22 protein-coding genes are annotated in these 21,301 nt (G+C 68.6%); 13 read left to right on the top strand and 9 right to left on the bottom strand.

Annotation, left to right across the window (positions count from 1 at the left end; all coding sequences use genetic code 11):
* The 4 genes from ACGF3C_RS20370 to ACGF3C_RS20355 form a co-directional block, all read right to left on the bottom strand.
* The gene (locus tag ACGF3C_RS20370) at positions 1–558 is read right to left on the bottom strand and encodes a hypothetical protein (protein WP_357229645.1); all 558 of its coding nucleotides are present in this window, start codon (positions 556–558) and stop codon (positions 1–3) included.
* A 78-nt stretch (positions 559–636) separates the two neighbouring features.
* Positions 637–936 (bottom strand): hypothetical protein, encoded by a 300-nt coding sequence (locus tag ACGF3C_RS20365; RefSeq protein ID WP_357229643.1) that lies wholly within the window; start codon positions 934–936, stop codon positions 637–639.
* 236 nt (positions 937–1,172) lie between these two features.
* Positions 1,173–2,408 (bottom strand): low temperature requirement protein A, encoded by a 1,236-nt coding sequence (locus ACGF3C_RS20360; RefSeq protein ID WP_393224141.1) that lies wholly within the window; start codon positions 2,406–2,408, stop codon positions 1,173–1,175.
* Between the two features lie 110 nt (positions 2,409–2,518).
* The gene (locus ACGF3C_RS20355; protein WP_393224139.1) at positions 2,519–3,049 is read right to left on the bottom strand and encodes a hypothetical protein; all 531 of its coding nucleotides are present in this window, start codon (positions 3,047–3,049) and stop codon (positions 2,519–2,521) included.
* A gap of 151 nt (positions 3,050–3,200) precedes the next feature.
* On the opposite strand from ACGF3C_RS20355, the gene ACGF3C_RS20350 reads away from it, so the two are divergent.
* The gene (locus ACGF3C_RS20350) at positions 3,201–4,484 is read left to right on the top strand and encodes a PQQ-dependent sugar dehydrogenase (RefSeq protein ID WP_393224136.1); all 1,284 of its coding nucleotides are present in this window, start codon (positions 3,201–3,203) and stop codon (positions 4,482–4,484) included.
* 99 nt (positions 4,485–4,583) lie between these two features.
* Here the strand turns inward: ACGF3C_RS20350 and ACGF3C_RS20345 are convergent, their stop codons facing one another.
* Together ACGF3C_RS20345 and ACGF3C_RS20340 are read right to left on the bottom strand one after the other, a co-directional pair.
* Positions 4,584–5,093 (bottom strand): hypothetical protein, encoded by a 510-nt coding sequence (locus tag ACGF3C_RS20345; RefSeq protein ID WP_393224133.1) that lies wholly within the window; start codon positions 5,091–5,093, stop codon positions 4,584–4,586.
* Positions 5,090–5,602, bottom strand: a complete 513-nt coding sequence (locus ACGF3C_RS20340) for a DUF1772 domain-containing protein (protein WP_357226891.1) — start codon at positions 5,600–5,602, stop codon at positions 5,090–5,092. The genes ACGF3C_RS20345 and ACGF3C_RS20340 overlap by 4 nt, the downstream gene beginning before the upstream one ends.
* A gap of 195 nt (positions 5,603–5,797) precedes the next feature.
* Here ACGF3C_RS20340 and ACGF3C_RS20335 point away from each other — a divergent pair, with 195 nt between their 5' ends.
* From ACGF3C_RS20335 to ACGF3C_RS20320, 4 genes are all read left to right on the top strand, one after another.
* Positions 5,798–6,946, top strand: a complete 1,149-nt coding sequence (locus ACGF3C_RS20335; RefSeq protein ID WP_393224130.1) for a sensor histidine kinase — start codon at positions 5,798–5,800, stop codon at positions 6,944–6,946.
* Positions 6,943–7,605, top strand: coding sequence for a response regulator (locus tag ACGF3C_RS20330; RefSeq protein WP_393224127.1), 663 nt, complete (start codon positions 6,943–6,945; stop codon positions 7,603–7,605). The genes ACGF3C_RS20335 and ACGF3C_RS20330 overlap by 4 nt, the downstream gene beginning before the upstream one ends.
* A gap of 193 nt (positions 7,606–7,798) precedes the next feature.
* A complete protein-coding gene (locus ACGF3C_RS20325) occupies positions 7,799–8,368 on the top strand; it encodes a DinB family protein (RefSeq protein ID WP_393224124.1) in 570 nt (189 codons plus the stop codon).
* 176 nt (positions 8,369–8,544) lie between these two features.
* On the top strand, positions 8,545–10,221 hold the full coding sequence (locus ACGF3C_RS20320) for an LPXTG cell wall anchor domain-containing protein (RefSeq protein ID WP_393224121.1): 1,677 nt from the start codon (positions 8,545–8,547) through the stop codon (positions 10,219–10,221).
* Between the two features lie 23 nt (positions 10,222–10,244).
* On the opposite strand, the gene ACGF3C_RS20315 is transcribed toward ACGF3C_RS20320, so the two are convergent.
* From ACGF3C_RS20315 to ACGF3C_RS20305, 3 genes are all read right to left on the bottom strand, one after another.
* Positions 10,245–10,988 carry an alpha/beta hydrolase gene (locus tag ACGF3C_RS20315; RefSeq protein WP_357224575.1) on the bottom strand — a complete coding sequence of 248 codons (744 nt, stop codon included), beginning with the start codon at positions 10,986–10,988 and terminating at the stop codon, positions 10,245–10,247.
* Positions 10,989–11,085: 97 nt separating this feature from the next.
* A complete protein-coding gene (locus ACGF3C_RS20310) occupies positions 11,086–11,655 on the bottom strand; it encodes a DJ-1/PfpI family protein (RefSeq protein WP_355008528.1) in 570 nt (189 codons plus the stop codon).
* 89 nt (positions 11,656–11,744) lie between these two features.
* Positions 11,745–12,488 (bottom strand): GntR family transcriptional regulator, encoded by a 744-nt coding sequence (locus ACGF3C_RS20305; protein WP_357224524.1) that lies wholly within the window; start codon positions 12,486–12,488, stop codon positions 11,745–11,747.
* A gap of 437 nt (positions 12,489–12,925) precedes the next feature.
* On the opposite strand from ACGF3C_RS20305, the gene ACGF3C_RS20300 reads away from it, so the two are divergent.
* The 8 genes from ACGF3C_RS20300 to ACGF3C_RS20265 all read left to right on the top strand — a co-directional run bounded on the left by ACGF3C_RS20300 (position 12,926) and on the right by ACGF3C_RS20265 (position 21,299).
* Entirely contained in the window at positions 12,926–14,311 is a 1,386-nt protein-coding gene (locus tag ACGF3C_RS20300) for an extracellular solute-binding protein (RefSeq protein WP_393224116.1), read from the top strand.
* A 122-nt stretch (positions 14,312–14,433) separates the two neighbouring features.
* The gene (locus ACGF3C_RS20295) at positions 14,434–15,258 is read left to right on the top strand and encodes a sugar ABC transporter permease (RefSeq protein ID WP_355008525.1); all 825 of its coding nucleotides are present in this window, start codon (positions 14,434–14,436) and stop codon (positions 15,256–15,258) included.
* Entirely contained in the window at positions 15,258–16,169 is a 912-nt protein-coding gene (locus tag ACGF3C_RS20290) for a carbohydrate ABC transporter permease (protein ID WP_393224112.1), read from the top strand. Before ACGF3C_RS20295 ends, ACGF3C_RS20290 begins: the two co-directional genes overlap by 1 nt.
* Positions 16,169–17,236 (top strand): ABC transporter ATP-binding protein, encoded by a 1,068-nt coding sequence (locus ACGF3C_RS20285; RefSeq protein WP_393224109.1) that lies wholly within the window; start codon positions 16,169–16,171, stop codon positions 17,234–17,236. Before ACGF3C_RS20290 ends, ACGF3C_RS20285 begins: the two co-directional genes overlap by 1 nt.
* On the top strand, positions 17,236–18,312 hold the full coding sequence (locus ACGF3C_RS20280) for an ABC transporter ATP-binding protein (RefSeq protein ID WP_393224106.1): 1,077 nt from the start codon (positions 17,236–17,238) through the stop codon (positions 18,310–18,312). Before ACGF3C_RS20285 ends, ACGF3C_RS20280 begins: the two co-directional genes overlap by 1 nt.
* A 152-nt stretch (positions 18,313–18,464) precedes the next feature.
* Entirely contained in the window at positions 18,465–19,925 is a 1,461-nt protein-coding gene (locus ACGF3C_RS20275; protein ID WP_393224103.1) for an NAD-dependent succinate-semialdehyde dehydrogenase, read from the top strand.
* Positions 19,922–20,071: a hypothetical protein gene (locus ACGF3C_RS20270; RefSeq protein ID WP_393224100.1), complete on the top strand. Its 150-nt coding sequence runs from the start codon at positions 19,922–19,924 to the stop codon at positions 20,069–20,071. The genes ACGF3C_RS20275 and ACGF3C_RS20270 overlap by 4 nt, the downstream gene beginning before the upstream one ends.
* Positions 20,064–21,299 carry an iron-containing alcohol dehydrogenase gene (locus tag ACGF3C_RS20265; protein WP_393224097.1) on the top strand — a complete coding sequence of 412 codons (1,236 nt, stop codon included), beginning with the start codon at positions 20,064–20,066 and terminating at the stop codon, positions 21,297–21,299. The genes ACGF3C_RS20270 and ACGF3C_RS20265 overlap by 8 nt, the downstream gene beginning before the upstream one ends.
* Positions 21,300–21,301 lie beyond the last annotated feature (2 nt).

Genomic DNA, 21,301 nt, shown 5'->3' with positions numbered 1-21,301 from the left:
TCAGTTTCCCTTCGCGGTGCGGCCGAGGCGGATGGCCGCGATGAGGAAGAAGATGGCGCCGGGGATGGCGTAGCCGATCGCGTTGGTCAGCGCCGGGTTGTCCGTGGAGGCTGCCGCGAAAAACGATGCGCCGGCGATGACGGAGATGCCACCGCTGATGATCATTGGCCATTGGCCACCCATCTTGCGGCGGGTGACGGCCACGATCAGCTGAACCAGTCCGGCCACGACCGCCCAGGCGCCCCAGACGCGCAGGACCGCCGGGATGCCGGACGCGCCGGCGACACCCAGGCCCACCGCGGCGAGCAGGCTGATCGCGACGTTCACGTACAGCAGGGTGGGCGATCCGGTGGCCCGCGACGCGCGGACGTCGACGATGGCGGCGGCCACGTCGAAGAGCGGGTAGAGCACGAGCAGTGCGGCGGTGAGGGGGTTGAGGTGTTTGGCGAGGGGGAACGTCACGGCGGCCCAGACGATCGCGAAGGCGAAGCGACCGAAGTACAACCGCCGCAGGGCGGCGGCCGTCGTCGAGATGCCGGGAACGGCAACGGTGGTCATGGTCATCCTCTCGGAAATTTCCGGAGCGAAGGGACATCCAGCGGGGTGAGGGCCGCCGCCGGGAGGGGAAGGGCGGTGCTACTCGACGTGGGAGAACAGCCCCGTGATCTCCACCTGAGCGCCCTGGAGCCCACCGAAGACGGCACCGGCAGCGGGCGTCGCGACTGCGGCAGAGGCGTCCTCATAGCTGGCGAAGTACAGGTCGAGCGTCCGGTACGCGGGTGTGGGCGTGCCGTCCTCCTTCGGCCACACCTTGGCCGACTCGACCCGCTGAAGCTTCGGGAACGTCTCCGCGGCCCGAAGTACGTCGGCGTAGACCTTCTCGAACTCGTCGGGGTCGGCGGGGTTACCGATGACAAGGGTGATCTTGGTGGGCACGGCGCTCTCCTTCAGGCACAGCCACACACCTGGCCGGACGCCAAGTGGAACGAACGTTCTGTCTGTTGGAAGAGTACCCACCCGGCCCCCCGCGGTCAAGACCGACCGTTCTATCTCGGGCCTGCTGTGGCGCTCGCCACCCCTGGGTGAAGGAGCACCGGTTGGACGTGACGTGCGGTGCACCCAGCCGGGCGGTTACGTGACGAAACGCGCCATCGTGGCGAACGGGTGCCGCGTCACGCCTCGGAGTCGCGGTCTCCGGACGTCTCCCGTCCGATCGGCGACGCGGGAACCTCCAGCGGCTGGCCTTGCCAGCGCAGCGCTCCGAGTAGCGCGACCAGGGCCAGCACACAGGCCACCACGCCCAACCCGACCATCGGCGCCCAATGCGCCAGCACCGGCGTGGACAACAACAGGGCGCCCAAACCGATCACCTGGGGTCGGGAGATCTGACCGAAGATCTCGTACTCCAGTCGTAAGCGGCCCACGAGGAAGAGCATCGGTCCGCCCACCACGAACAGCAGCCAACTGGGCCGCGGCTGCCCGAACGGATGATCGATCACCAGCTCGTAGCCGACCGCTGTGACAAGCACGCTGAGCACGATCAACAGGTGCGTCCGTTCCGACGTCGCGCCCAGCCGGCCGGGCATACCGGCCCGACCGAACGCCTCCGACAACAGCAGACCGGCGCGGTAGAAGTAGATTCGCCAGAGCAACGCGCTGGTCGCGAACGTGACCGCGAAGGCGGCCGCCCGATCCCCGGAGTAGTCCGCGCCGCTGAAGACCACGCCGATAACCAGAATCGACTCACCGAGCGCGATGAGGAACATCTGCTGATAACGGTCCGCGAGATGAGTCCCCGCGATCCGCCACCGACCTATCTTCGAGACCCCGAGCCACGGCAGCGGCCAGCCCAGTATCCAGGCGAGGTAGTCGACAGCGAGGGCGACAACCCACAGCGGCAGGCGGAGGTGGTCCGGGCCCAACACGCCGACCAGCCACAGCGGGGCGCTCGCCACTGCCCACACGAAGAGCCGGAAGGGCACCAGCCGTCGTGGATGCCCCCGTAACGCGACCGCGACCACCAGTGGCCGCAGCACCATCACCATCAGGTACGCGACCGCGAACGGCACCGCTCGTTCCTCAAGGGCGCGGGGCAGCGTCACCGCCATGATCAGTCCGGCGAACATGGTGCCGATCACGACGGCCTGAATGACCGGCTGCTCCGGTTCGTACCGGCTGGTGATCCAGGCGGTGTGCGACCAGATCAACCAGAGCGCCAGAAACAGCAGCAGGGTACGCCCGAAGCCCGTGAGGAGCGCCCAGCCAGTGTCATCGGCTACGCCGGCGAAACGTTGCGAGACCCGGGTGAGGGCCACCACGAAGGCCAGATCGAAGAAGAGCTCCAGGAACGTAGCCCGACCCGAACTCATCGGAGGGCGCAGCAACTCGGCGCCCCGCCCCGCCGCCATTTCCCGCCTCCGTCCGCCCTTCGCTACCAACGAGCCGACCGCCAGTGGAGTTGCGTCGACGCTCACCTGGCGTCTGGCCTGGAATGACGGCGGCGGGCCCAGCGTGACGGTTACGGGCGGGCGTTGACCGGTCGGGGCGCGAACGCGGAGGGCAGGCCGAGTTCGGCCCGGGCAACCTCGATGAATCGGCGCTCGGCGTCCCACAGGGCGTCGAATCGTTCCGCGGGCAACGCCTCGGCGCCACTACTGGCCCGTGCAGCCGCCAGGAGCCGGGCCTGGCGCACCAGCTCCGACGAACGGCTCACCACCTCGACTGTGCCGGCCACCAGCCGAAGCGCGGTCTTGGTACTTTCCAGTCGTTCCCGGTAGCGAATGCCCTCGTCGTCGAAGAACGGCATGAGATCACCCGGATCACGGGGGCGCGGCACCGCGGTGATCCGGGCGGCCGGGTTGAGAACAAAGGCCACGTACTCCCGGAGCGCCCCGATGAAGTCGGTGTACGCGGTCAGCCGGATGTCTCGCCACTGTCGATCCTGGTCGCGCCGCCAGAGCCGATCCTGCGCCCGGATGGTGAGCCACCCACCGATGAGGACCGCCAGCATTGTCGTCGTCGCGGTGACACCCACCTGGATCAGACTCACCGGCACCACCGTTCGTATTGATCGGTGACTCACCCTACCGTCCGTTGTCACCCGCTCCGGACCTCGCAGGACGGCCCAGGCGCGAACGGGACGCGCAGACATCAGTTGGATATCGATTACAGTCACTGTACGGTGGGAACGCTCCCAGACCGTGTCCACCACCCACCTGCTCGAGGAGCTGAACATGTCACGACGACGTCGTCGCCCGGCCGCCATGCTGGCCGGGTTGCTCGCTCTGGCCCTGGCTGCGGCCCTGTCGCCACCGACGCCAATGGCCGGCACTGCCGCGGCCGGCCCATCCAAAACCCGTGCTGTGCCACTCGCTGAGCTGACAGTGGTTTCCGAACGGGTGGCTTTCGGTCTGCAGCGTCCCATCGCGATCACCGGGCTGCCGGACGGCCGGATGCTGATCGCGGAGAAGAACGGCACTGTCCGCGCCTACCACCCCGACACCGGCCTGGCACCCGACCCGGTGATCGACCTGACCGCCCGGATCGACACGTCGGACAACGAGCGCGGCCTTCTCGGCATCACACCGGCGCCGAACTTCGCGCGGACCGGAATGCTCTACGTGGCCTACACGAGCCTGCCGGCCGGCGCGCTGACCCTGGCGCGAGTGCCCATCAACGCCCCCGATCGGGTGCAGGTGCTGCTCACCCAGGAGCACGCCGAGTACGGCAACCACAACGGCGGACAGGTGGCCTTCGGCCGCGACGGCTACCTCTACTGGTCCCTCGGCGACGGTGGCTACGCGAACGACCCCTACAAGAGCGGCCAGAACCTCGGCACCCTGCTCGGCAAGATTCTGCGGATCGACGTCAACCGCAGCTGCGGGGCGAAGCCCTACTGCGTGCCCTACGACAACCCGTTCGTCCGCACGGCGGGCGCGCGGCCGGAAATCTGGGTCTACGGGCTGCGCAACCCGTGGAAGTTCTCCATCGACCCGGCCGACAACTCGCTGTGGATCGGTGACGTCGGCCAGGGTCTGATCGAGGAGATCAACCACATCCGCCCGTCGCAGCGTGGCGCGAACCTCGGCTGGTCCTGTCGAGAGGGCACGCCGGTCTTCGACGAGAGGCAGTGCCGACCGGGCGTGCGGCTCACCGACCCGATCGTCGAGTACGACCACTACATGACCGAGAACTGCTCCATCATCGGCGGCCTGGTGTACCGGGGGTCCGTCACCCCGGAGGCGCGGGGCACCTACATCGCCAGCGACTACTGCTCGACCCGCGCCTTCGCCGTGCGGCCCAAGTCCACCGGTGGCTACGAGTCCGCTGAGATCGGCACCTTCCCCACCCAGCCGACGGCGTTCGGCGCCGACGTGAACGGCGAGCTGTACGTGCTCAGCGACCTCCCGGGATGGCTGAGCAAGGTGCGGTTCGAGCGGGTCCAGCCGACCCCGACCCCCACCGCCGGGGCGACGATCCGCTGAACCTCGGGACATGCCCGTGACACCCGCGCTACCTCTGGGGACGGCCGCGCTCGGCGGCCGTCCCCTGCTCGCGCGAGCTGGTGCTCGCCGGTCGACAGATCAGCCTCGCGGAGGCCGAGTGGCACTCGCCTCGTCCGGTGGGCGCCACACCTTCCCGACCGACTGCTCGGCAGCGCGCTGCCGCCCGATGACGAGCCGGCTCAGCACCGCCGCCACCGCCCCGGCCACCACCCCGGTGAGGATTCCGGTGACGAGGCTGGAGAACACCGCCGCCACCCGAAGGATCGCTTCCTGCGCCCGAGGGTCGACGTCCCCGAGCCTCGGCCCGGTCGCACCGAACGCCTCGTCCCACAGAATCTGGTGACCAACCGCGAGAAGAACACCGTAGATCGCCCCGATGACCACCACGGTCAGGAACGGACGCGGCGGACGCCGCCACAGCACGGCGGCGACCCAACAGATCAGCGGTACGACCGCGAGCAGCACCGCGGCGGGCCGCCCTTCCTCCACGACGTGCAGGTCGTGCAGGACCACCCGTGGTGCGGCCAACACGGCGAGCGCGACCAAAGCAGGCCACGAGAACCCGAGCGTGCGACGCCCGGCGCTCATCGCTCGACCCGTACCGGCGCGGTTTCCCTGGCGAAGCGCAGCAGGGCGGTGAATGCCAGCGCGGATGTCACCGCTCCGCCGGCGAGGCGCACCCAGTGGCCGGCGACGAATTCCTCGGCGACCTGGCGTAGGTACTCCGGGGAATGCGTGCCGACCGGGTCGACGAACATGATCTCGTTGCGTGGCCAGAAGAACACCACCGAGAACAGGAACTCGCAGGCGATGAAGACCGCTGCGGCGGCGGCGACGTACCACCGCAGGCGCCGATTGCGCCACGTGAGGGCGGTCGCGACGAGGCTCATCAACACGACCGAGGCGCCCAGCGGCGGGAAGTAGTCGCTCGGGCCTCCGGCGACCAGGAACTCACGGGCCCGGTCCAGCGAGGCTGGTGCGTCGCCGAAGACGTTCGGGTAGAGCATCACGGTCTCGGCCGCGACCCCACCAAAGGACATCATCGCGGCCCAGACGAGCACGACAAGCACGATCCACGTCAGCCTGATACGGGACACAGCAGTACTTCTCCTTGGTCTTCGAACCCTTGCGGGCACGATCTGTGATGTCGCCGCCGACGCTAGGTCGCCAATTCGGGGCCGTCTGCCGCGCAGCCGCGTGAGCTGGCATCGCTTCTCGACGTACGTGCGGGGGTGGGGGTGTTGCCTGCGGACGGCAGCGGCGCGGGCCCGCGCCGACTTAGGCTCACGGACGTGCAGGCCACCTCACCCACCCGAACCGAGGCGCTGCTCGCTGTGGCCATCCTGGGCCTGGTCGCGGCGGCGATCGCAACCGAGGACGCGCCGGCCTCCCGGGCGGCGCTGGCTGGCGGGTTCGGGGTCGGCCTGGCCGTACTGCTGCTGGTAGCCCGGCGTTGGACCGTCTTCGCGCTGCTGGCGACAGCCGCCGGCATCCTCGGCTACTACGCGCTGGAGTTGCCGCCGGTCGGCGTGGCCGCGCCGGCCGCCGCCATCCTCTACGTGGCGGCCCAGCGGGGCCGGGTGGTCCCGGCCGCCGCCGTCGGCGGGAGCCTGCTGGCCGTTTCGGTGGCCGCCCGGCTCGTCGAGGGAGACGACATCTCTGTCGTGATCGGTGCTGGTCTCGGCTCCGAGGCGGCCCTGATACTCGCCGTCATCGCTCTCGGTGACGCCGTCCGCAACCGGCGTTCGCTACGGGTCACGCTGGCCCGGCAGGCCGCCTCGGCGGCCGAGGAACGCCGCCGGGAGGCAGCCCGGCAGGTCGAGGCCGAGCGGCTGCGCATTGCCCGGGAGGTGCACGACACGCTCGGACACACGATGTCGGTGGTCACCCTGCAGTCGGCTGTGGCGAGGGAGGCACTTGCTGATGCCAAGCCCGAGCGCGCCGAGGCCGCGCTGGCCGCGATCCACTCGGTGAGCGGCAGCGCCATGGCCGAGCTGCGTGCCACGTTGGGCACGCTGCGTCGCGAGCCCGGGCCACGCGAGCCGGCCCCCGGTTTCACCCAGTTGCGGACGCTCATTGAGGGCGTCCGCCGCGGTGGGCTGCCGGTCGAACTGCGTCTCGACGGGTCGGTCGACACCCTGCCCACGGTGGTCGGCAGCACTGTGTACCGCATCGTGCAGGAGGCGCTGACCAATGTGCTGCGCCACGCGCACGCCACCCGCGCCACGGTGACGATCCGGGCGACCCCGGCCCGGCTGTCGGTGGAGATCGTCGACGACGGCCGGGGATCCACCGGCGGCACGGCGGTTGAGACGGGTCAGGGGCTACGCGGTATGTCGGAGCGGGTTGCCCTGCTCGGCGGAACCCTCGATGCCGGCGAAACCGCTGACGGCGGTTTCCGGGTCTCGGTCCGCCTACCGCTGGCCGGAGTCGCCGCATGACCGACGTACGCGTCGTCCTCGTCGACGACCAGCACCTGGTCCGCACCGGACTCCGCGCGTTGCTGGAACGCGCCCCGGACATCACCGTTGTCGGCGAAGCCGGCGACGGCCGGGCCGGTGTGGCGGTCGCCCGCGAGCAGCGGCCCGACGTCGTCCTGATGGATGTCCGGATGCCCGGCGGCGACGGTATCGAGGCCACCCGCCGCATCCTCGCCGACCCGACGCTGGCCGACGTCCGGGTGGTCATGCTGACCACCTTCGACGACGACGAGTACCTCTTCGAGGCCATCCGCGCCGGCGCCGCCGGCTTCCTCCTCAAGGACACCCCGCCCGACGCCCTGCGGGACGCCGTCCGTGTGGTGGCCGGCGGGGACGCGCTGCTGTCACCGGCGGTGACCCGGCGGGTGATCGCCGCGGCCGCCCGCTCCCCCGTCGCGGACCCGGCCCGGCTGATCGGGCTCACCGGGCGCGAACGCGACGTCCTGGCACAGGTCGGCACCGGACGGTCAAATGTGGAAATTGGGGCGGCCCTGCATCTCAGCCCGGACACCGCTCGCACGTACGTGAGTCGCCTGCTGCACAAACTGAACGCCCGCGACCGCGCCCAGCTTGTGGTTATCGCGTACGAGAGCGGGCTGGTGCGCCCCGGCGACGGCTGAGCAACGGCGGAGAGCAGCCGGCCACCACCTCGGTGAGCACCTTCGGTGCGGTGGCAGGATTCGGCCGGACGTGGCCGCCGCCGACACTGCGGAACCTCAGAAGAAAAACGGCTGCGACTCTCCGGCGACGCCAACAGTTCGATGAACGCGGCACGGGACACAGCCGGGTCTCTGCTGTAGGTAGCGTGCGGGAATGACAAGGAGCGAGCGGATCGCGGACCAGCTGGACCGGTACTGGCACAGGAACCTGCGTCCTCGGCTGCACGGTCTCGCCGATGAGGAGTACTTCTGGGAGCCGGTGCCTGGCTGCTGGAGCATCCGCCCACGTGGCACGTCGGTCGCATCGATGCCGGCGGGTGCGGGGGCATGGACGATGGACCTCGCGGTCCCCGACCCGGTGCCGGCGCCGGTGACCACGATTGCCTGGCGGCTGGCGCACGTCATCGTCTCCTGCCTGGGCTACCGGGTCGGATGGCACTTCGGCGGCCAGGACGTCGACTCCCAGACGTTCGCCTACGCGGGGACCGCTGACGAGGCGCTGAAACAGCTCGACGAGATGTACGGGGCATGGAACGCCGGCGTACGCGAGCTGTCGGATGCCGACCTGGAGAATCCGCCGACTGTCGGTCCTGAGCGGTTTCCCATGGAGGGGATCGTCCTGCACGTCAACAGGGAGCTGATCCATCACGGCGCCGAGATTTCTCTGCTGCGCGATCTCTACCGCTGGCAGGACGGGGCCGCGCGCGCATCCACCGGTAGATGACCGCACCGTCAGTGTGCTCAGCCAGCGATCCACTGTAGACGGAACACGACCATACGACGATGCCGACCGTCCGTTCGGCTCATATCCGTCGCTGGAGCCCGAGTGGGGCGGCACCAGCCCCAACGGCCTCATAGGCTCCGCGGGTTCCACTGGTCAATCCCACGGAGGAAGCGGTAATGCCCAAGCAACTCGCCCGGCGCTGCCTTGCCGGGTTCGGGGTCGTAGGCGCGCTCCTCGCCGCCTCCGCCATCCCCTCCTTCGCCTCCCCTGCCGTCGAGGACCTCGATTTCTTCGCCAAGGATGTGGTTGTCGCCCCCGGCGGCCCCGCAAAAGGATCGAACCTCTTTGCCCGCACCCGAATCAGCACCATGGAGTGGGGCGAATACACCGTCAAGGTGGACCGGAGCAAGGTCGCTGGCTTCGCCGATGTGATCAACGGCGGCGATGCTAACTCCTGCACCGATTCTGGTCCGATCCTCACCTGCAAGGTGGTGGCAGAAGAAAACGACTATTACACGTACATCACCATGGTCGACCTAGTCGTGCGGGCGAAGAAGAGCGCGGCGCCCGACCAGCAGGGCGACATCAAGTTCACCATCACCGATAGCGACGGCGGTTCGGCGACCTACCACTCGAGCGTCAGCATCGGTGAAGGGGTGGATCTCGCCGGCGTCGAGCAGGGGCTCGAGCTGAACGCCGCCCTCGGCGACACGCTCGACGTCCCGCTGACAGTGGCGAACCGCGGCGAGAAGGCCGTCGAAAGCGTGGTGCTGTCCTTCGAAGGCGGCTACGGTTTCGGCCCTTCGAAGCGGTACCGGAACTGCGAGTACAGCCCGGCCGACGCCTTCCGCCATGCCTTCGCCTGCCGGTTCCCCAACACCATCGCACCGGGCGGCGCCGCACGGCTGGACTCCAGCTTCGGTTTCACAGTGCCGACCGACGATTCGGCCCCGAACGGTCACACCGGCGTCGTGTCCTGGTACACGCCGGCAGACTGGGAGGAGCGACAGTCCTTCAACCCAACGCGACTCGGGCAGCAGGGCACCGAGGGAGAGCTCAGGCTTGAGCCGGTCGGCCCGCGGAGCACGTCGCGGCAGACAGACGTCAACGAGCAGAATGACGTCACGGTGATGAGACTCCACGTCAGCGGGGACCAGGGGGCTGAGGTGGCGGCGCTCGGGACGCCGGCGACCGCTACCGGAAAGGTCGGCGACACGGTGCCGTTGAAGGTCGGCTACGTCAACAACGGCCCAGCGGCTGTCAACGTTGACGGAGCCAAGGATCTGCGGGCCCGTACCGTGCTGTCGCTGCCCGATGGCGTCACGGCCGTACGCGTTCCGATGACGTGCGCAAGCCCTGGCTTCTGGGTGCCTGGAAAGCCCGGCGGCAAGGAGTACCGCTGTGCCGAGCTCAAACGCCTGGCCAAGGGCGAGAAGATGGAGTACGAGTTCGAGTTGCGCCTCGACGAGGCAGGCACCCGGGCCGCAGAGGTGCGGCTGACGTTCGACACAGGCGTGGATCTCAACCCCGCCAACGACAGCGCGAAGATCACCATCATCGCGAGCGCTGACGGCGGGAGCGAGAGCCCCGGTGGGGATGACGGCCAGGAAGGCGGGGGCACCGATGGCTCGCTGCCGATCACCGGTGCCAAGGCCGGCCTGATTGCCGGCATCGGCGGCCTACTGCTCGCCGCCGGCGCTGCGGGCTTCGTGGTGGCCCGCCGCCGCAGGACCGCTTCGTCGCCTGATCTGTCTCCTGCGCCAACCGTGCCCCGTCGACCCAGGTCGGCGGGGCACGGGTTCACCCGCATGAACTGCTGTGAGCCCCGGGCGCTCACCAGCATCCGGCCCTGACGTCGTGCGGAGTGCCGCAGCGGTCAGTGACCTCGGTCCGGGTCGAGGAAGCACGACAGTAGTTGTCTGAACTCCCGCGGGTGCTCGATCGCCGGCACGTGCCCGCATCGACCGAACACGTGCAGACGGACGTCAGCCAGGTGTTCGAGCAGGGGCTGGGCTGCCGTCGCGAGCGGCGTGACCCGGTCCTCGACGCCGTGAACGAGCAACACGGGCGCGCGCACCGCCGCCAGCGTCTGCGCCGAAAGAGTGAGATCGGTGGCCCATCGTGCCCTTGGTGGAGGGAACACCGACGCGAATGCCGCCGCTCCCGCCCGCATCGCGGATTCGCGGGCGGCGACGGCCGAATCGGTCACGAGCGCCTGGTCGAGGACGAGGCGACTGAGCATGTCTCGTGCGCCGGACGGGCTGGCGGGGGCTTCCCAGACCGCGTCGAGGTCGGCGGAGAGCGGGGCCCCGGGTGCGCCCATCGTCGAGACCGCCACGACACGGGTGACCTGCTGGGGGCGCGCGGCCGCCAACGCCAGCGCCACGGCACCGCCCATGGAGTGACCCACCACGGCGTAGTGCGCGATACCGAGGGCATCCATCAGGCTTGCGGCCTGTTCCGTCCACAGCCGGAGCCCACCCCTGGAGCCTGCCGGGAGGGGTGTGCGGCCGAACCCCGCCTGGTCAGGAGCTATCACGTGCCAGGACGTGCCCAGCGCCTGCGCCGTCGTTGCCCAGGCGCCGGACCCGGTCGTGCCGGGTCCGGAGCCGTGCAGCATCAACACCGCGGGCCCCGTGCCGCTGTCCAGGACGTGGACGGGGGAACCGTCGACTGTGACGGTCCGAAGTGCGGTCACCAGGGCAGGTCGGATGTGCTCATGCCGACGCGGGGTCGACGGACTTCGAGAAGAGCTCCATCATCGCCCTGCCGAACTGCGGCATGTCGGGCCACCCGCGGCAGGAGACGAGGTTGCCGTCCACGACGTCGGGAGCGTCGATGACCGTCGCGCCCGCGTTCTCCATGTCACCGGTGATGGGGGGAAAACATGCTGTCTTTCGACCCTTCAGCAGCCCGTACACCGCTGGTACCTGCGCGCCGTGGCACACCAGCGCGATGGGAAGGTTGCGCGCGAAGAAGTGCTCGGTGATGCGCCTGACGTCGGCGTCGACCCGGATCCACTCGGGGGCTCGTCCCCCGGGGATGATGAGGGCGTCATAGCGCTCGACGTCGACGTCGGCCCAGGGCACGTCGACCGGCAGCTTGCGGCCGTTCTTCTCGACATAGGCGTCGGAGTTGGGGTCGAACTCGTGGATGACCAGTTGCACGTCGCGCATCGTCCGTGACGAGACGTCGACGTCCCAGCCGCCCTCCTGCACGCGGTAGTAGGGATACATGGTGTCGAGCTCCTCGGCGGCGTCGCCGGTCAGGAGCAGCGCTCTGGGCACCTACTTCTCCTCGCATCTAGGGACGGGTGAGGTGGATCCAATCCGATCGGATCAGGATTGAGTCAGCATTCCTGGGCCCAGCGCGCCCGTCAAGCCTCTACCGTCATTCCGTCCGCGTGCTCGATCTCGTTGAACAATCGTCGGAAACGCTCACCGGATCGCAGGATGTGCCGACGCATCGCGTAGGCGGCCGCGTCGGGGTCACGCGCGGCGATCGCGGCCACGACGTCCTCGTGCTCGGCCATGGCCAGGTGAGTGACCTGGGTGTCGTGGTGAAGCCGGAAAAGATGCACGTGGCTGTGCAGGCGAGCGAGCGTTTCACGGATGACCTGGTTCTCCGCGCTCAGGGCGACGAGATCGTGGAAGGCCGCGTCGCGTAGCCCGAAGGCGCCGTAGGCCATGGGTCCACTGCCCCCCTCCAGCTCCGCCATCTCCTCCAGCATCCGTCGCAGACCCGCCACCTGCTCCGCGGATGCGCGTTCGGCGGATCTGCGCGCCGCTGCCGGCTCGAGGAGCAGGCGGACCTCGAGCATGTCCTCGAACCGGTGACGGGTTATCTGGGGAGGAATGCGGTAGCCGGCATGGGGCACCCGCACGACCAGACCCTCGGCCTCCATCCGGTTCAGAGCGTCTCGGATCGGCGTCTGCGAGACTCCCAGCTCCCGGGCCAGGACGTCGATCGTGACGCGGGAGCCAGGCTCGATCCGTAGCGACATCAGCTGTCCGAGCAGCGTGTCGTACACCTCGTCGGCGAGCCGGCCGCCAGATCTTCCCGCCGGCGTTCCACCCGTCACGGCCCTGCGGCCCCGCGCGGTCATCGCTTCGTCGTCCATCGTGACGTGAGGTCCCTTCCTGCGCCTTCGCGAAACTATTGACATCAGTCACAACGCTGCGGCATGCTGACGCCCCCACGCGATCGTATAGGAAAAGTGACGCACGCCCGCCATCCTGTACATCGCGGCACCACCCGCCACCGCTCCACTTCGATCACCTGAAACTCCCACGAGCATGCTCGACGTCCCGCTCGGGTCGTCACCGGGTCGCAGCTGAACCGAAGGACCTCCCGACGGCAGGCAGACCCGGCACTCGCGGCGTACTCGTGACACCGGTCCGCGGGTCGGTCCCCGCGGCAGCCCGGCAACGCGCCTGAACAACCCAGCAACTGCGCGGCGAAGCACATAGCGAGGCCTTAGAAGTTCCCACCCAGAAAGCAGGCAATAAGATGCGGTACCTGAAGCGAACAGGACGATTGTCCGATCCCGGCCGAAAGGTGCAGCTGGCGACCCTGGCCATGCTGCTGGTGGCCACGACCGCGACGGCGTGCGGCGATGGCAAGGACGACGGCGAGAAGGCGAGCGCCCCCAAGGCGCCGGCGACCATCCCGGAGCTCACCAAGGATCCGCTGACGCTCAGCTTCATCTGGTTCGACTGGCCGCCCGCCAAGGCACTGGAAGCCTTCGCGAACGCGGAGTACAAGAAGGAACGGCCGAACGCGACCATCAAGGTCAACACCGTGCCGAACGCGAACTGGCACGACGCCATGTTCACCCAGTTCGCGGCGCGAAAGACCGACTTCGACATCGCGATCCTGGACTCGCAACACATCGGCGAGGCCGTGACGAACGGCAACATCCTCGACATCACCGACTTCGTCAAGAAGAACATCGACGTCACCGCGTACGACCCGTACCTCCTGGCGGCCTACGGCCAGTACCCCCAGGCGGAGACCGGCAAGCGCGACGAGAACGCCAGCCTGTACGGACTACCGCTGCTCGGCGACACCTGGACGATGATCTACCGCAAGGACCTGATCGGTGACAAGCCACCGCAGACCTGGGACGAGATGATCGCGGCCGCCACGAAATGCCAGGCGGACAACCCTGGCGTCAGCGGCCTGGCCTTCCACCAGGCCAACGGCTCCGACGCCGCGGCCGTCACCTACAACACGGTGAACGGCGTCTACGGCGGCAACCTCTGGGACTCCAAGGCACGCAAGATCGAGGGTGTCCTCAACGACACCGCGGGCCAGGAGGCGATGGACGTCCTGGTCAACAAGATGAAGCCGCTGACCGCCAAGGGTTCCGGCAACTGGTTCATCGACGAGGTGAACGCGGCGGTCGCCCAGGGCAAGGCCTGCATCGCGTTCAACTGGATCGCCGCGAGTGGCGGCCTGCTCGATCCGAAGCAGTCGACGCTCGGTACCAGCCGGGAGAAGATTCTCGACAAGTTGGGTTTTGCCACCCTGCCGAGCCAGAAGACGAACCTGGTTCCCCTCGGGGGCATGGGGATGCACGTGTCGGCCTACTCCGGCAAGGACAACCAGGCCGAGGCCCTGAACTTCATGGAGTGGTTCGAGCGGGCTGACATCCAGAAGAAGTGGGCCGCGGCTGGTGGCGTGCCGTCACGTACGGACGCAATCCAGTCACCCGAGTTCCTCAACGCCGGGCCGTTCAACAAGGTGTACGCCGACTCGGTGCCGCGGATGCGGGACATGTGGAACGTGCCCGAGTACGCGCGCCTCGTCGACATCGAGAACACCAACGTGAACGCGGCCCTCAACGGCGCGAAGAAGCCCAAGGATGCGCTCGACGACATCGCCAAGGAGCAGCAGGGCGTGCTCGACTCCGGCAACCGCAAGGGTGGCGGCGGACTGTGAGTGACCCCGCCCCTCTGACTACCGACGATCCCGGGCAGGTGGCGTCCGCGAGGCCGCCTGCCCGGGGTCGGGCCCCTCGGCTGAGCGACCGCGGGCTCGCCGTTGCCTTCATCTCCCCCGCGATGCTGCTGCTGCTCGCCATGTCGGTGTTCCCGTTGCTGTGGGCGTTGTACCTGTCTTTCACCGACTACTCCGCCACCCGCGGGGGGCCGGCCGATTTCATCGGATTCGGGAACTACACGGCCATCCTGACGTCGGCCCAGGTCCACACGAGGGCCCTGACAACGTTGATCTACGTGGTCGGCGCGGTCGGCCTACAGACCGTGCTCGGATTCGGCATCGCCTACCTGATCTCACGGCGCACGCATGGGCGAGGAGTGCTGACCACCCTGTTCCTGGTGCCGATGATGCTGTCGCCGGTCGTGGTCGGGCTGTTCTGGCGATTCATGCTCGACGCGCAGTTCGGCGTGGTCAACAGCATGCTCGGCTCGCTCGGTCTGGGGCAGGTGGAGTGGCTCACCCGCCAGCGAACGGCACTGCTGTCCCTGATCGTGGTCGACACCTGGCAATGGACGCCGTTCATCATGCTCATCGCACTCGCGGGCCTCACCGCGGTTCCCAAGTACCTCTATGAGGCCGCCTCGATCGACCGGGCATCCGAATGGTTCCGGTTCCGCACCATCACGCTTCCGCTGGTGTGGCCGCTGCTCCTCATCGCCGTGATGTTCAGGGCCATCGAGGCATTCCGGCTGTTCGACCTCGTCTACATCCTCACCAACGGAGGACCGGGCGTCTCTACCGAGACCTTGTCGTTCCACATCTACAAGGTCGCGTTCCTGGGCTTCAACACCGGAACCGCTTCGGCGTACGGAATCCTCATGGTCCTCGTCGTCATCGTCCTCACGCAGTTCTACCTGCGCTATTTGAACAAGCTCAAGGAGGGCTGATGGCCGTCTCCGTCGACGAGGCCGTGGCCACGGGTCCTGCCCGGGATCACGCACCCCCCGCGCGCCGCCTCGGCAGCCGAGGCCGCTCCGTGCTGGAGGTCGCCCTGCTGACCGCGCTGGCCGTCGTGATGCTCTTTCCGGTGCTGTGGATGATCGAGACGTCCATCAAGGAGAACCGGGACGTCTACGCCATCCCGGCCAAGTTCTTCGACTTCAAGATCACTCTGAGTCACTACAAAGACGTGTTCGTCTCCCCCGGCGGCGGTCGCTCGGCCCTGTCCGTCTCGTTCCTCAACTCTGTCGTGGTGGCCGGAGCTTCCACGGTGCTGGCCACCGTGCTGGGGGTCCCGGCGGCCTGGGCGTACTCACGCTTCGCCGTGAAGGCCAAGAAGGACCAACTGTTCTTCATCCTCTCCACGCGCTTCATGCCGCCCGTGGTGGTCGTGATCCCGATCTTCCTCATGTACCGCCAGGTCGGACTCATCGACAACAAGCTCGGCTTGATCCTCATCTACACCGCGTTCAACGTCCCGTTCACGATCTGGATGATGAAGGGGTTCGTCGACGAGGTGCCCGCGGAGTACGAGGATGCCGCCATGCTCGACGGCTACACCCGTCTGCAGGCGTTCCGGCGCTTCACCCTTCCCCTGCTCGTGCCCGGCATCGCCGCGACGGCGGTCTTCGCGCTCATCTTCTCGTGGAACGAGTTCGTGTTCGCCACCTTCCTCACCTCCAGCGACGACGTCCGGACGGCCCCACCCGCCATCGCCGGCCTGATCGGCGGCACCACTACGGACTGGGGCCTCGTGGCCGCCGCCTCCGTGGTGTTCGCCCTACCGGTGCTCGTCTTCGCGTACCTGGTGCGCAAGCACCTCATCGCCGGCGTGACGCTCGGGGCGGTGCGACGCTGATGGCGGGCATCGAGGTGACCGCGCTGCACAAGCGCTACCCGGACGGGACGGTCGCAGTCGAACACGTGGACCTGTCCATCGGCCACGGCGAGCTGTTCGTGATGCTCGGCCCTTCGGGTTGCGGCAAGACGACCACGCTGCGGGCCATAGCCGGCCTGGAGAGGCAGACGACGGGTGACATCCGCATCGGCGACACGCTGGTCAACGACCTGCCGCCCGCCGAGCGCGACATCGCCATGGTGTTCCAGTTCTACGCCCTCTACCCGCACCTGAAGACCCGCGACAACCTGGCGTTCCCGCTGCGGGCCGAGGGACTGCCCAAGCAGGAGGTGCACGAGCGGGTCAACGAGGCCGCCCGGCTGATGCAGCTCGGTCCACTCCTGGACCGGCGACCCCGCCAGCTGTCCGGTGGTGAGCAGCAGCGCGTCGCGCTCGCTCGCGCCCTGGTACGGCGACCGCGCGCGTTCCTCATGGACGAACCTCTCACCAACCTGGACGCGGAGCTGAGGGCGGACATGCGCACGGAGATCAAGCACCTGCAGGGCGAACTGGGCGCCACGATGGTCTACGTCACCCACGACCAGGTCGAGGCGATGTCGCTCGGTCACCGGATCGCCATCCTCAACAAGGGCCGCGTCGAGCAGATCGGCACGCCGCTGGAGGTCTACGACCGTCCGGCGAGTCTCTTCTGCGCCGCATTCATCGGCTCCCCGCCGATGAACCTCATCGAGGTGGAGGTTGCCGACGGGAAGCTGCGTGGTCAGGGCGGACTGGTCCTCACGCCACCGCCGGGCCTGCCGCGCGACCGTCGCCTGATCGCGGGCGTCCGGCCGGAGGCGCTGGAAGTCACCGAACCAGGGGCGGAACGTTCGGTCCCGGCCCGCGTGGTCTCGGCGGAGTGGCTGGGCGACGAAATCATCTACGTGGTCGACCACGGCGGCCAGCGCGACGTACGGGTTCGGATGCCACCGACCGTCCGTTTCGCCGCTGACGCAACCGTCGGGTTGCGGCACACCGGCGGCACCCCGGCGGTCTACGACGTGAGCACGGAAGAGCTGGTGGCCTGATGGGAACCGTGGCAGCGCGCGGGCTGCGCAAGTCCTTCGGAAAAGTCCAGGCCCTCGACGGGGTGACGCTGGACGTGCCGGACGGCTCGTTCTTCGTCGTGCTGGGGCCCTCCGGGGCAGGCAAGACGACGACCCTGCGAGCGATCGCCGGTCTTGACAAGCTTGACGCCGGGTCGGTGCATCTGGACGGCAGGGACGCGACCGGTGACACCCCGGCCGCACGCGACCTGGCCATGGTCTTCCAGAGTTACGCCCTCTACCCGCGACACACGGTGTACGAGAACATCGCTTCGCCGCTGCGGGCACGTCGCTGTTCGTCGAGCGAGATCGCCGCTGCCGTCGAGCAGATGTCGAACCTGCTGCACATCGAGCGGTTGCTGCAGCGTCGTCCGGCGCAATTGTCGGGTGGTGAGATGCAGCGCGTCGCCCTGGCTCGGGCGCTGGTCCGTCGTCCGCGCGCGTTCCTCATGGACGAGCCGCTGACGAATCTCGACCTCAAGCTCCGCGTCGAGATGCGCACCGAGCTCACCCGCATCCACCGCAGCCTCGGAGCGACCTTCGTCTACGTGACCAACGACCAGGTCGAGGCTCTGTCCATGGCCGACCAGGTCGCGGTCCTAAAGGAGGGGACTGTGCAACAGGTCGGAACACCGACCGAGGTGTACGAGCGCCCAGCCAACCAGTGGGTCGCAGGATTCGTCGGGAGCCCGCCGATCAGCCTGCTCGCCTGCCGTGCCGAGGGGGATCGTCTGGTCGGTGCCGAAGGCTGGACGCTGCCGCGGCCCCGCTGGACCACGGCTGAGGACGGTCGTGAGCTGATGCTGGGCCTGCGGTCGGAGGACCTGTCGGTCGAGCAGCGTGGGAACGCGTCGTTGTCGGGCGAGCTCTACGGGCTTGAGCCGCTCGGTGACCGGACGGTGGTCGACGTCCGGGTCGGAACGGAGATCCTCAAGGTCAAGGCCCGACCCACAGTCACGGGTACGCCGGGCGAACGGGTGCAAGTCACCGTCGACCTGGACCGTGCGCACCTGTTCGACGCGGGCACCGGGGTGTCGCTGTCCGAGGCTGGGCGGTAACGGCTCCGGGCGGCGACGGCGACATGCGCCCGTACGTGGCAGTCGAGCCCCGCCTCACCCGCGACGAGGGCGTGTGACCCGTCCGTCAATACGCACAGCGCGACCGCTGAGGCACGCCGGACATCACGAGGAAGATCACAGGAGGCTACGCGATGAGTGACCCGATGAACGTGCTGGCCCCCGAGCATCGGCGGCTCCGGATAGGCGACGCGTGGCGCGACGCCGCAAGCGGAGCCACCTTTGCCGTCGAGGACCCGGCCACCGGCAAGACCATCGCCGAGGTGGCGGACGCTGACGTCGTCGACGGGCTCGCCGCCCTGGACGCGGCGAGCAGGGCAATGGCGGCGTGGGCGGCCACCCCGCCACGGAGACGGTCAGAGTTGCTGACCGCGACGTACCGGGCACTGACCGAGCGATCCGAGGAGATCGCCCGGCTGATCACGCTGGAGATGGGAAAGCCGCTCGCCGAGGCTCGGGGAGAGGTGGCCTACGGTGCCGAGTTCTTCCGTTGGTTCGCCGAGGAGGCGGTGCGCGTCGAAGGGCGCTACAGCATCGCTCCCGCAGGTGGATACCGCATCCTCACCGTGCCGAAGCCGGTCGGACCGTGCGTCTTCGTGACGCCCTGGAACTTTCCGTTGGCCATGGGTGCCCGCAAGATCGCTCCTGCGCTGGCTGCCGGCTGCACGACGATCACCAAGCCAGCAGGTCAGACGCCGCTCACCATGCTGCTCCTGGCCCGCATCATGGAGGAGGTCGGCGTTCCCCCGGGCGTCGTCAACGTGGTGACCACCAAGCGTTCCGGCGCGGTGGTCTCCGCACTGCTGGCCGACAGTCGGACCCGCAAGCTGTCCTTCACCGGGTCGACCGAGGTCGGGCGGGTCCTGCTACGACAGGCCTCGGACAATGTGCTGCGCACCTCCATGGAACTGGGCGGCAACGCCGCCCTGATCGTGTGCGCCGACGCTGACCTGGACGTCGCGCTCGACGGTGCCATGGTGGCCAAGATGCGCAACATCGGGGAGTCCTGCATCGCGGCCAACCGGATCTACGTCGAGGAGCCGGTGCGCGAGGAGTTCACGGCGCGCTTCGCCGAGCGGATGGGCGCTCTCTCGGTGGGCCATGGTCTCGACGACGGCGTGAACGTCGGGGCGTTGATCGACGAGGCCTCGGTCACCACGATCGACGGGCTCGTCGCCGATGCGGTCGATCGCGGCGCCCGGGTCCTGGTGGGCGGCGAGCGACCCGATGGGCCGGGCCACTTCTACCCGCCCACGGTCCTCGTTGACGTGCCCGAGGATGCACGAATGCTGCAGGAGGAGATCTTCGGGCCGGTGGCGCCGATCATCTCGTTCACGTCCGACGACGAGGTGATGGCGAAGGCCAACGACACCGAGCACGGCCTGGCCGGATACGTCTTCACCCGTGACCTCCAGCGGGCGCTCCGGTTCGCCGAAGGGCTGGACACGGGGATGCTCGGCATCAACCGTGGTCTGATATCGGATCCGTCAGCTCCGTTCGGCGGCGTGAAGCAGTCCGGGATCGGCAAGGAGGGGTCGCACGAGGGCGTCCTCGAGTACCTCGACCTCACCTACGTGGCGATCGACCTACCGTGACCGGCCTGCTGCCCCGGGCGCCCGCCGCGCGCGTCTGCGCCACCGGGGCGGCCAACCTCGCCGACGCCGTCCCGGTCCCGCAGGTGACCTGGACGTCCATCCAGCACATCGCCGCCGACGCTCCGGAGAGGCACTGCCATGCTTGAGACCGTCCGCGGACCACGCCAGCTGATAGTGGGCGAAGGGGTCGCGCAGAACATCCCCCGAGTGGTGGCCGAGAGTGGCTCGCGAGTCCTCATCGTGACCGACCAGGTTCTCCTGGGGCAGCCAGGGGTGGCCGAGATCGTGGCCGCCGTACGGGAAAAGGTCGAGGCCGTCGAGGTGTTCTCCGACGCGACCTCGGACGTGCCTCTCTCCGATGTCGCCCTGGCCGTCTCGGCCGCAGCCGAGGTGAACGCCGACGTGATCCTCGCCATCGGGGGCGGCACGGTGATCGACCTCGCCAAGATCGTCGGCGTCATCCGGCGCCACGGTGGGACGCCGCGTGACTTCTACGGCGAGTCGCGGGTGCCGGGGCCGACGATCCCTCTCGTCGCGGTCCCCACGACGTCCGGCACCGGCTCCGAGCTCACACCCGTCTCGGTGTTGACCGACCCGGACCGCGAGCTGAAGGTGGGGGTTTCCAGCGTCCACATCGTCCCCGACTTCGCCATCGTCGACCCCGAACTCACCTACACCTGCCCGGCGACCGTCACCGCCCACTCCGGTATCGACGCGTTCTGTCACGCCGTGGAGAGCTACACGGCCCGGCCTCGGGCCCACGGACCGCGCGACCCGGTGGAGCAGGTGTTCCTCGGCCGCAACCCGATCACCGACCACTACGCGCTCCGCGCCGCAGAACGCATCGCCCGTAGCTTGCGCCGTGTGGTCAGGGACGGAAGCGACACGGCCGCGCGCGCGGACATGTCCTATGGATCGATGCTCGCCGGGATCGCCTTTTCCCACGCGGGCAACGCGGCCCCGCACGCTCTCCAGTACCCCATCGGCGCAGCCACGCACACGCCGCACGGCCTGGGCGTCGGACTGCTACTGCCCTACGCGCTGGACGCGGCCAGGGATGCCATCACAGACCGGTTGGCCATCCTCGCCCGGGTGTGCGGGCTCGACGTTGCCGACGCCTCCGACGCCGAGGCCGCAGACACGTTCCTCACCTGGCTCGACGGGCTCCTTGCCGACATCGGTATCCCTGCCACCTTGGCGGACATCGGCGTGGCACGCGCCGACCTCCCGCGCTTCGCGGAGATGGCCAGTGGTGTCACCCGCCTGATCCAGAACCACCCGGGCCCGAGCGACACCGCCAGCCTGACCGCGATCCTCGAAGCGGCCTGGACCGGGGACCGGACCCGACACGCCCTGACTCCGAGCAGAAAGTGACC

Origin of the sequence: Micromonospora sp. NPDC047762, from assembly GCF_043204655.1 — a bacterium.
Taxonomy (GTDB): Bacteria; Actinomycetota; Actinomycetes; order Mycobacteriales; family Micromonosporaceae; genus Micromonospora.
The sequence above is the reverse complement of the archived record's forward strand: the minus strand, read 5'-3'. Positions and strand labels throughout refer to the sequence as shown.

What these genes read in the sequence shown, in the direction of transcription:
- ACGF3C_RS20370 (WP_357229645.1), bottom strand. Translation starts at nt 558, where the DNA reads ATGACCACCGTTGCCGTTCCCGGCATCTCGACGACGGCCGCCGCCCTG.
- ACGF3C_RS20360 (WP_393224141.1), bottom strand. Translation starts at nt 2,408, where the DNA reads ATGGCGGCGGGGCGGGGCGCCGAGTTGCTGCGCCCTCCGATGAGTTCG.
- ACGF3C_RS20345 (WP_393224133.1), bottom strand. Translation starts at nt 5,093, where the DNA reads ATGAGCGCCGGGCGTCGCACGCTCGGGTTCTCGTGGCCTGCTTTGGTC.
- ACGF3C_RS20330 (WP_393224127.1), top strand. Translation starts at nt 6,943, where the DNA reads ATGACCGACGTACGCGTCGTCCTCGTCGACGACCAGCACCTGGTCCGC.
- ACGF3C_RS20325 (WP_393224124.1), top strand. Translation starts at nt 7,799, where the DNA reads ATGACAAGGAGCGAGCGGATCGCGGACCAGCTGGACCGGTACTGGCAC.
- ACGF3C_RS20320 (WP_393224121.1), top strand. Translation starts at nt 8,545, where the DNA reads ATGCCCAAGCAACTCGCCCGGCGCTGCCTTGCCGGGTTCGGGGTCGTA.
- ACGF3C_RS20315 (WP_357224575.1), bottom strand. Translation starts at nt 10,988, where the DNA reads ATGCTGCACGGCTCCGGACCCGGCACGACCGGGTCCGGCGCCTGGGCA.
- ACGF3C_RS20305 (WP_357224524.1), bottom strand. Translation starts at nt 12,488, where the DNA reads ATGGACGACGAAGCGATGACCGCGCGGGGCCGCAGGGCCGTGACGGGT.
- ACGF3C_RS20295 (WP_355008525.1), top strand. Translation starts at nt 14,434, where the DNA reads ATGCTGCTGCTGCTCGCCATGTCGGTGTTCCCGTTGCTGTGGGCGTTG.
- ACGF3C_RS20290 (WP_393224112.1), top strand. Translation starts at nt 15,258, where the DNA reads ATGGCCGTCTCCGTCGACGAGGCCGTGGCCACGGGTCCTGCCCGGGAT.
- ACGF3C_RS20285 (WP_393224109.1), top strand. Translation starts at nt 16,169, where the DNA reads ATGGCGGGCATCGAGGTGACCGCGCTGCACAAGCGCTACCCGGACGGG.
- ACGF3C_RS20280 (WP_393224106.1), top strand. Translation starts at nt 17,236, where the DNA reads ATGGGAACCGTGGCAGCGCGCGGGCTGCGCAAGTCCTTCGGAAAAGTC.
- ACGF3C_RS20275 (WP_393224103.1), top strand. Translation starts at nt 18,465, where the DNA reads ATGAGTGACCCGATGAACGTGCTGGCCCCCGAGCATCGGCGGCTCCGG.
- ACGF3C_RS20265 (WP_393224097.1), top strand. Translation starts at nt 20,064, where the DNA reads ATGCTTGAGACCGTCCGCGGACCACGCCAGCTGATAGTGGGCGAAGGG.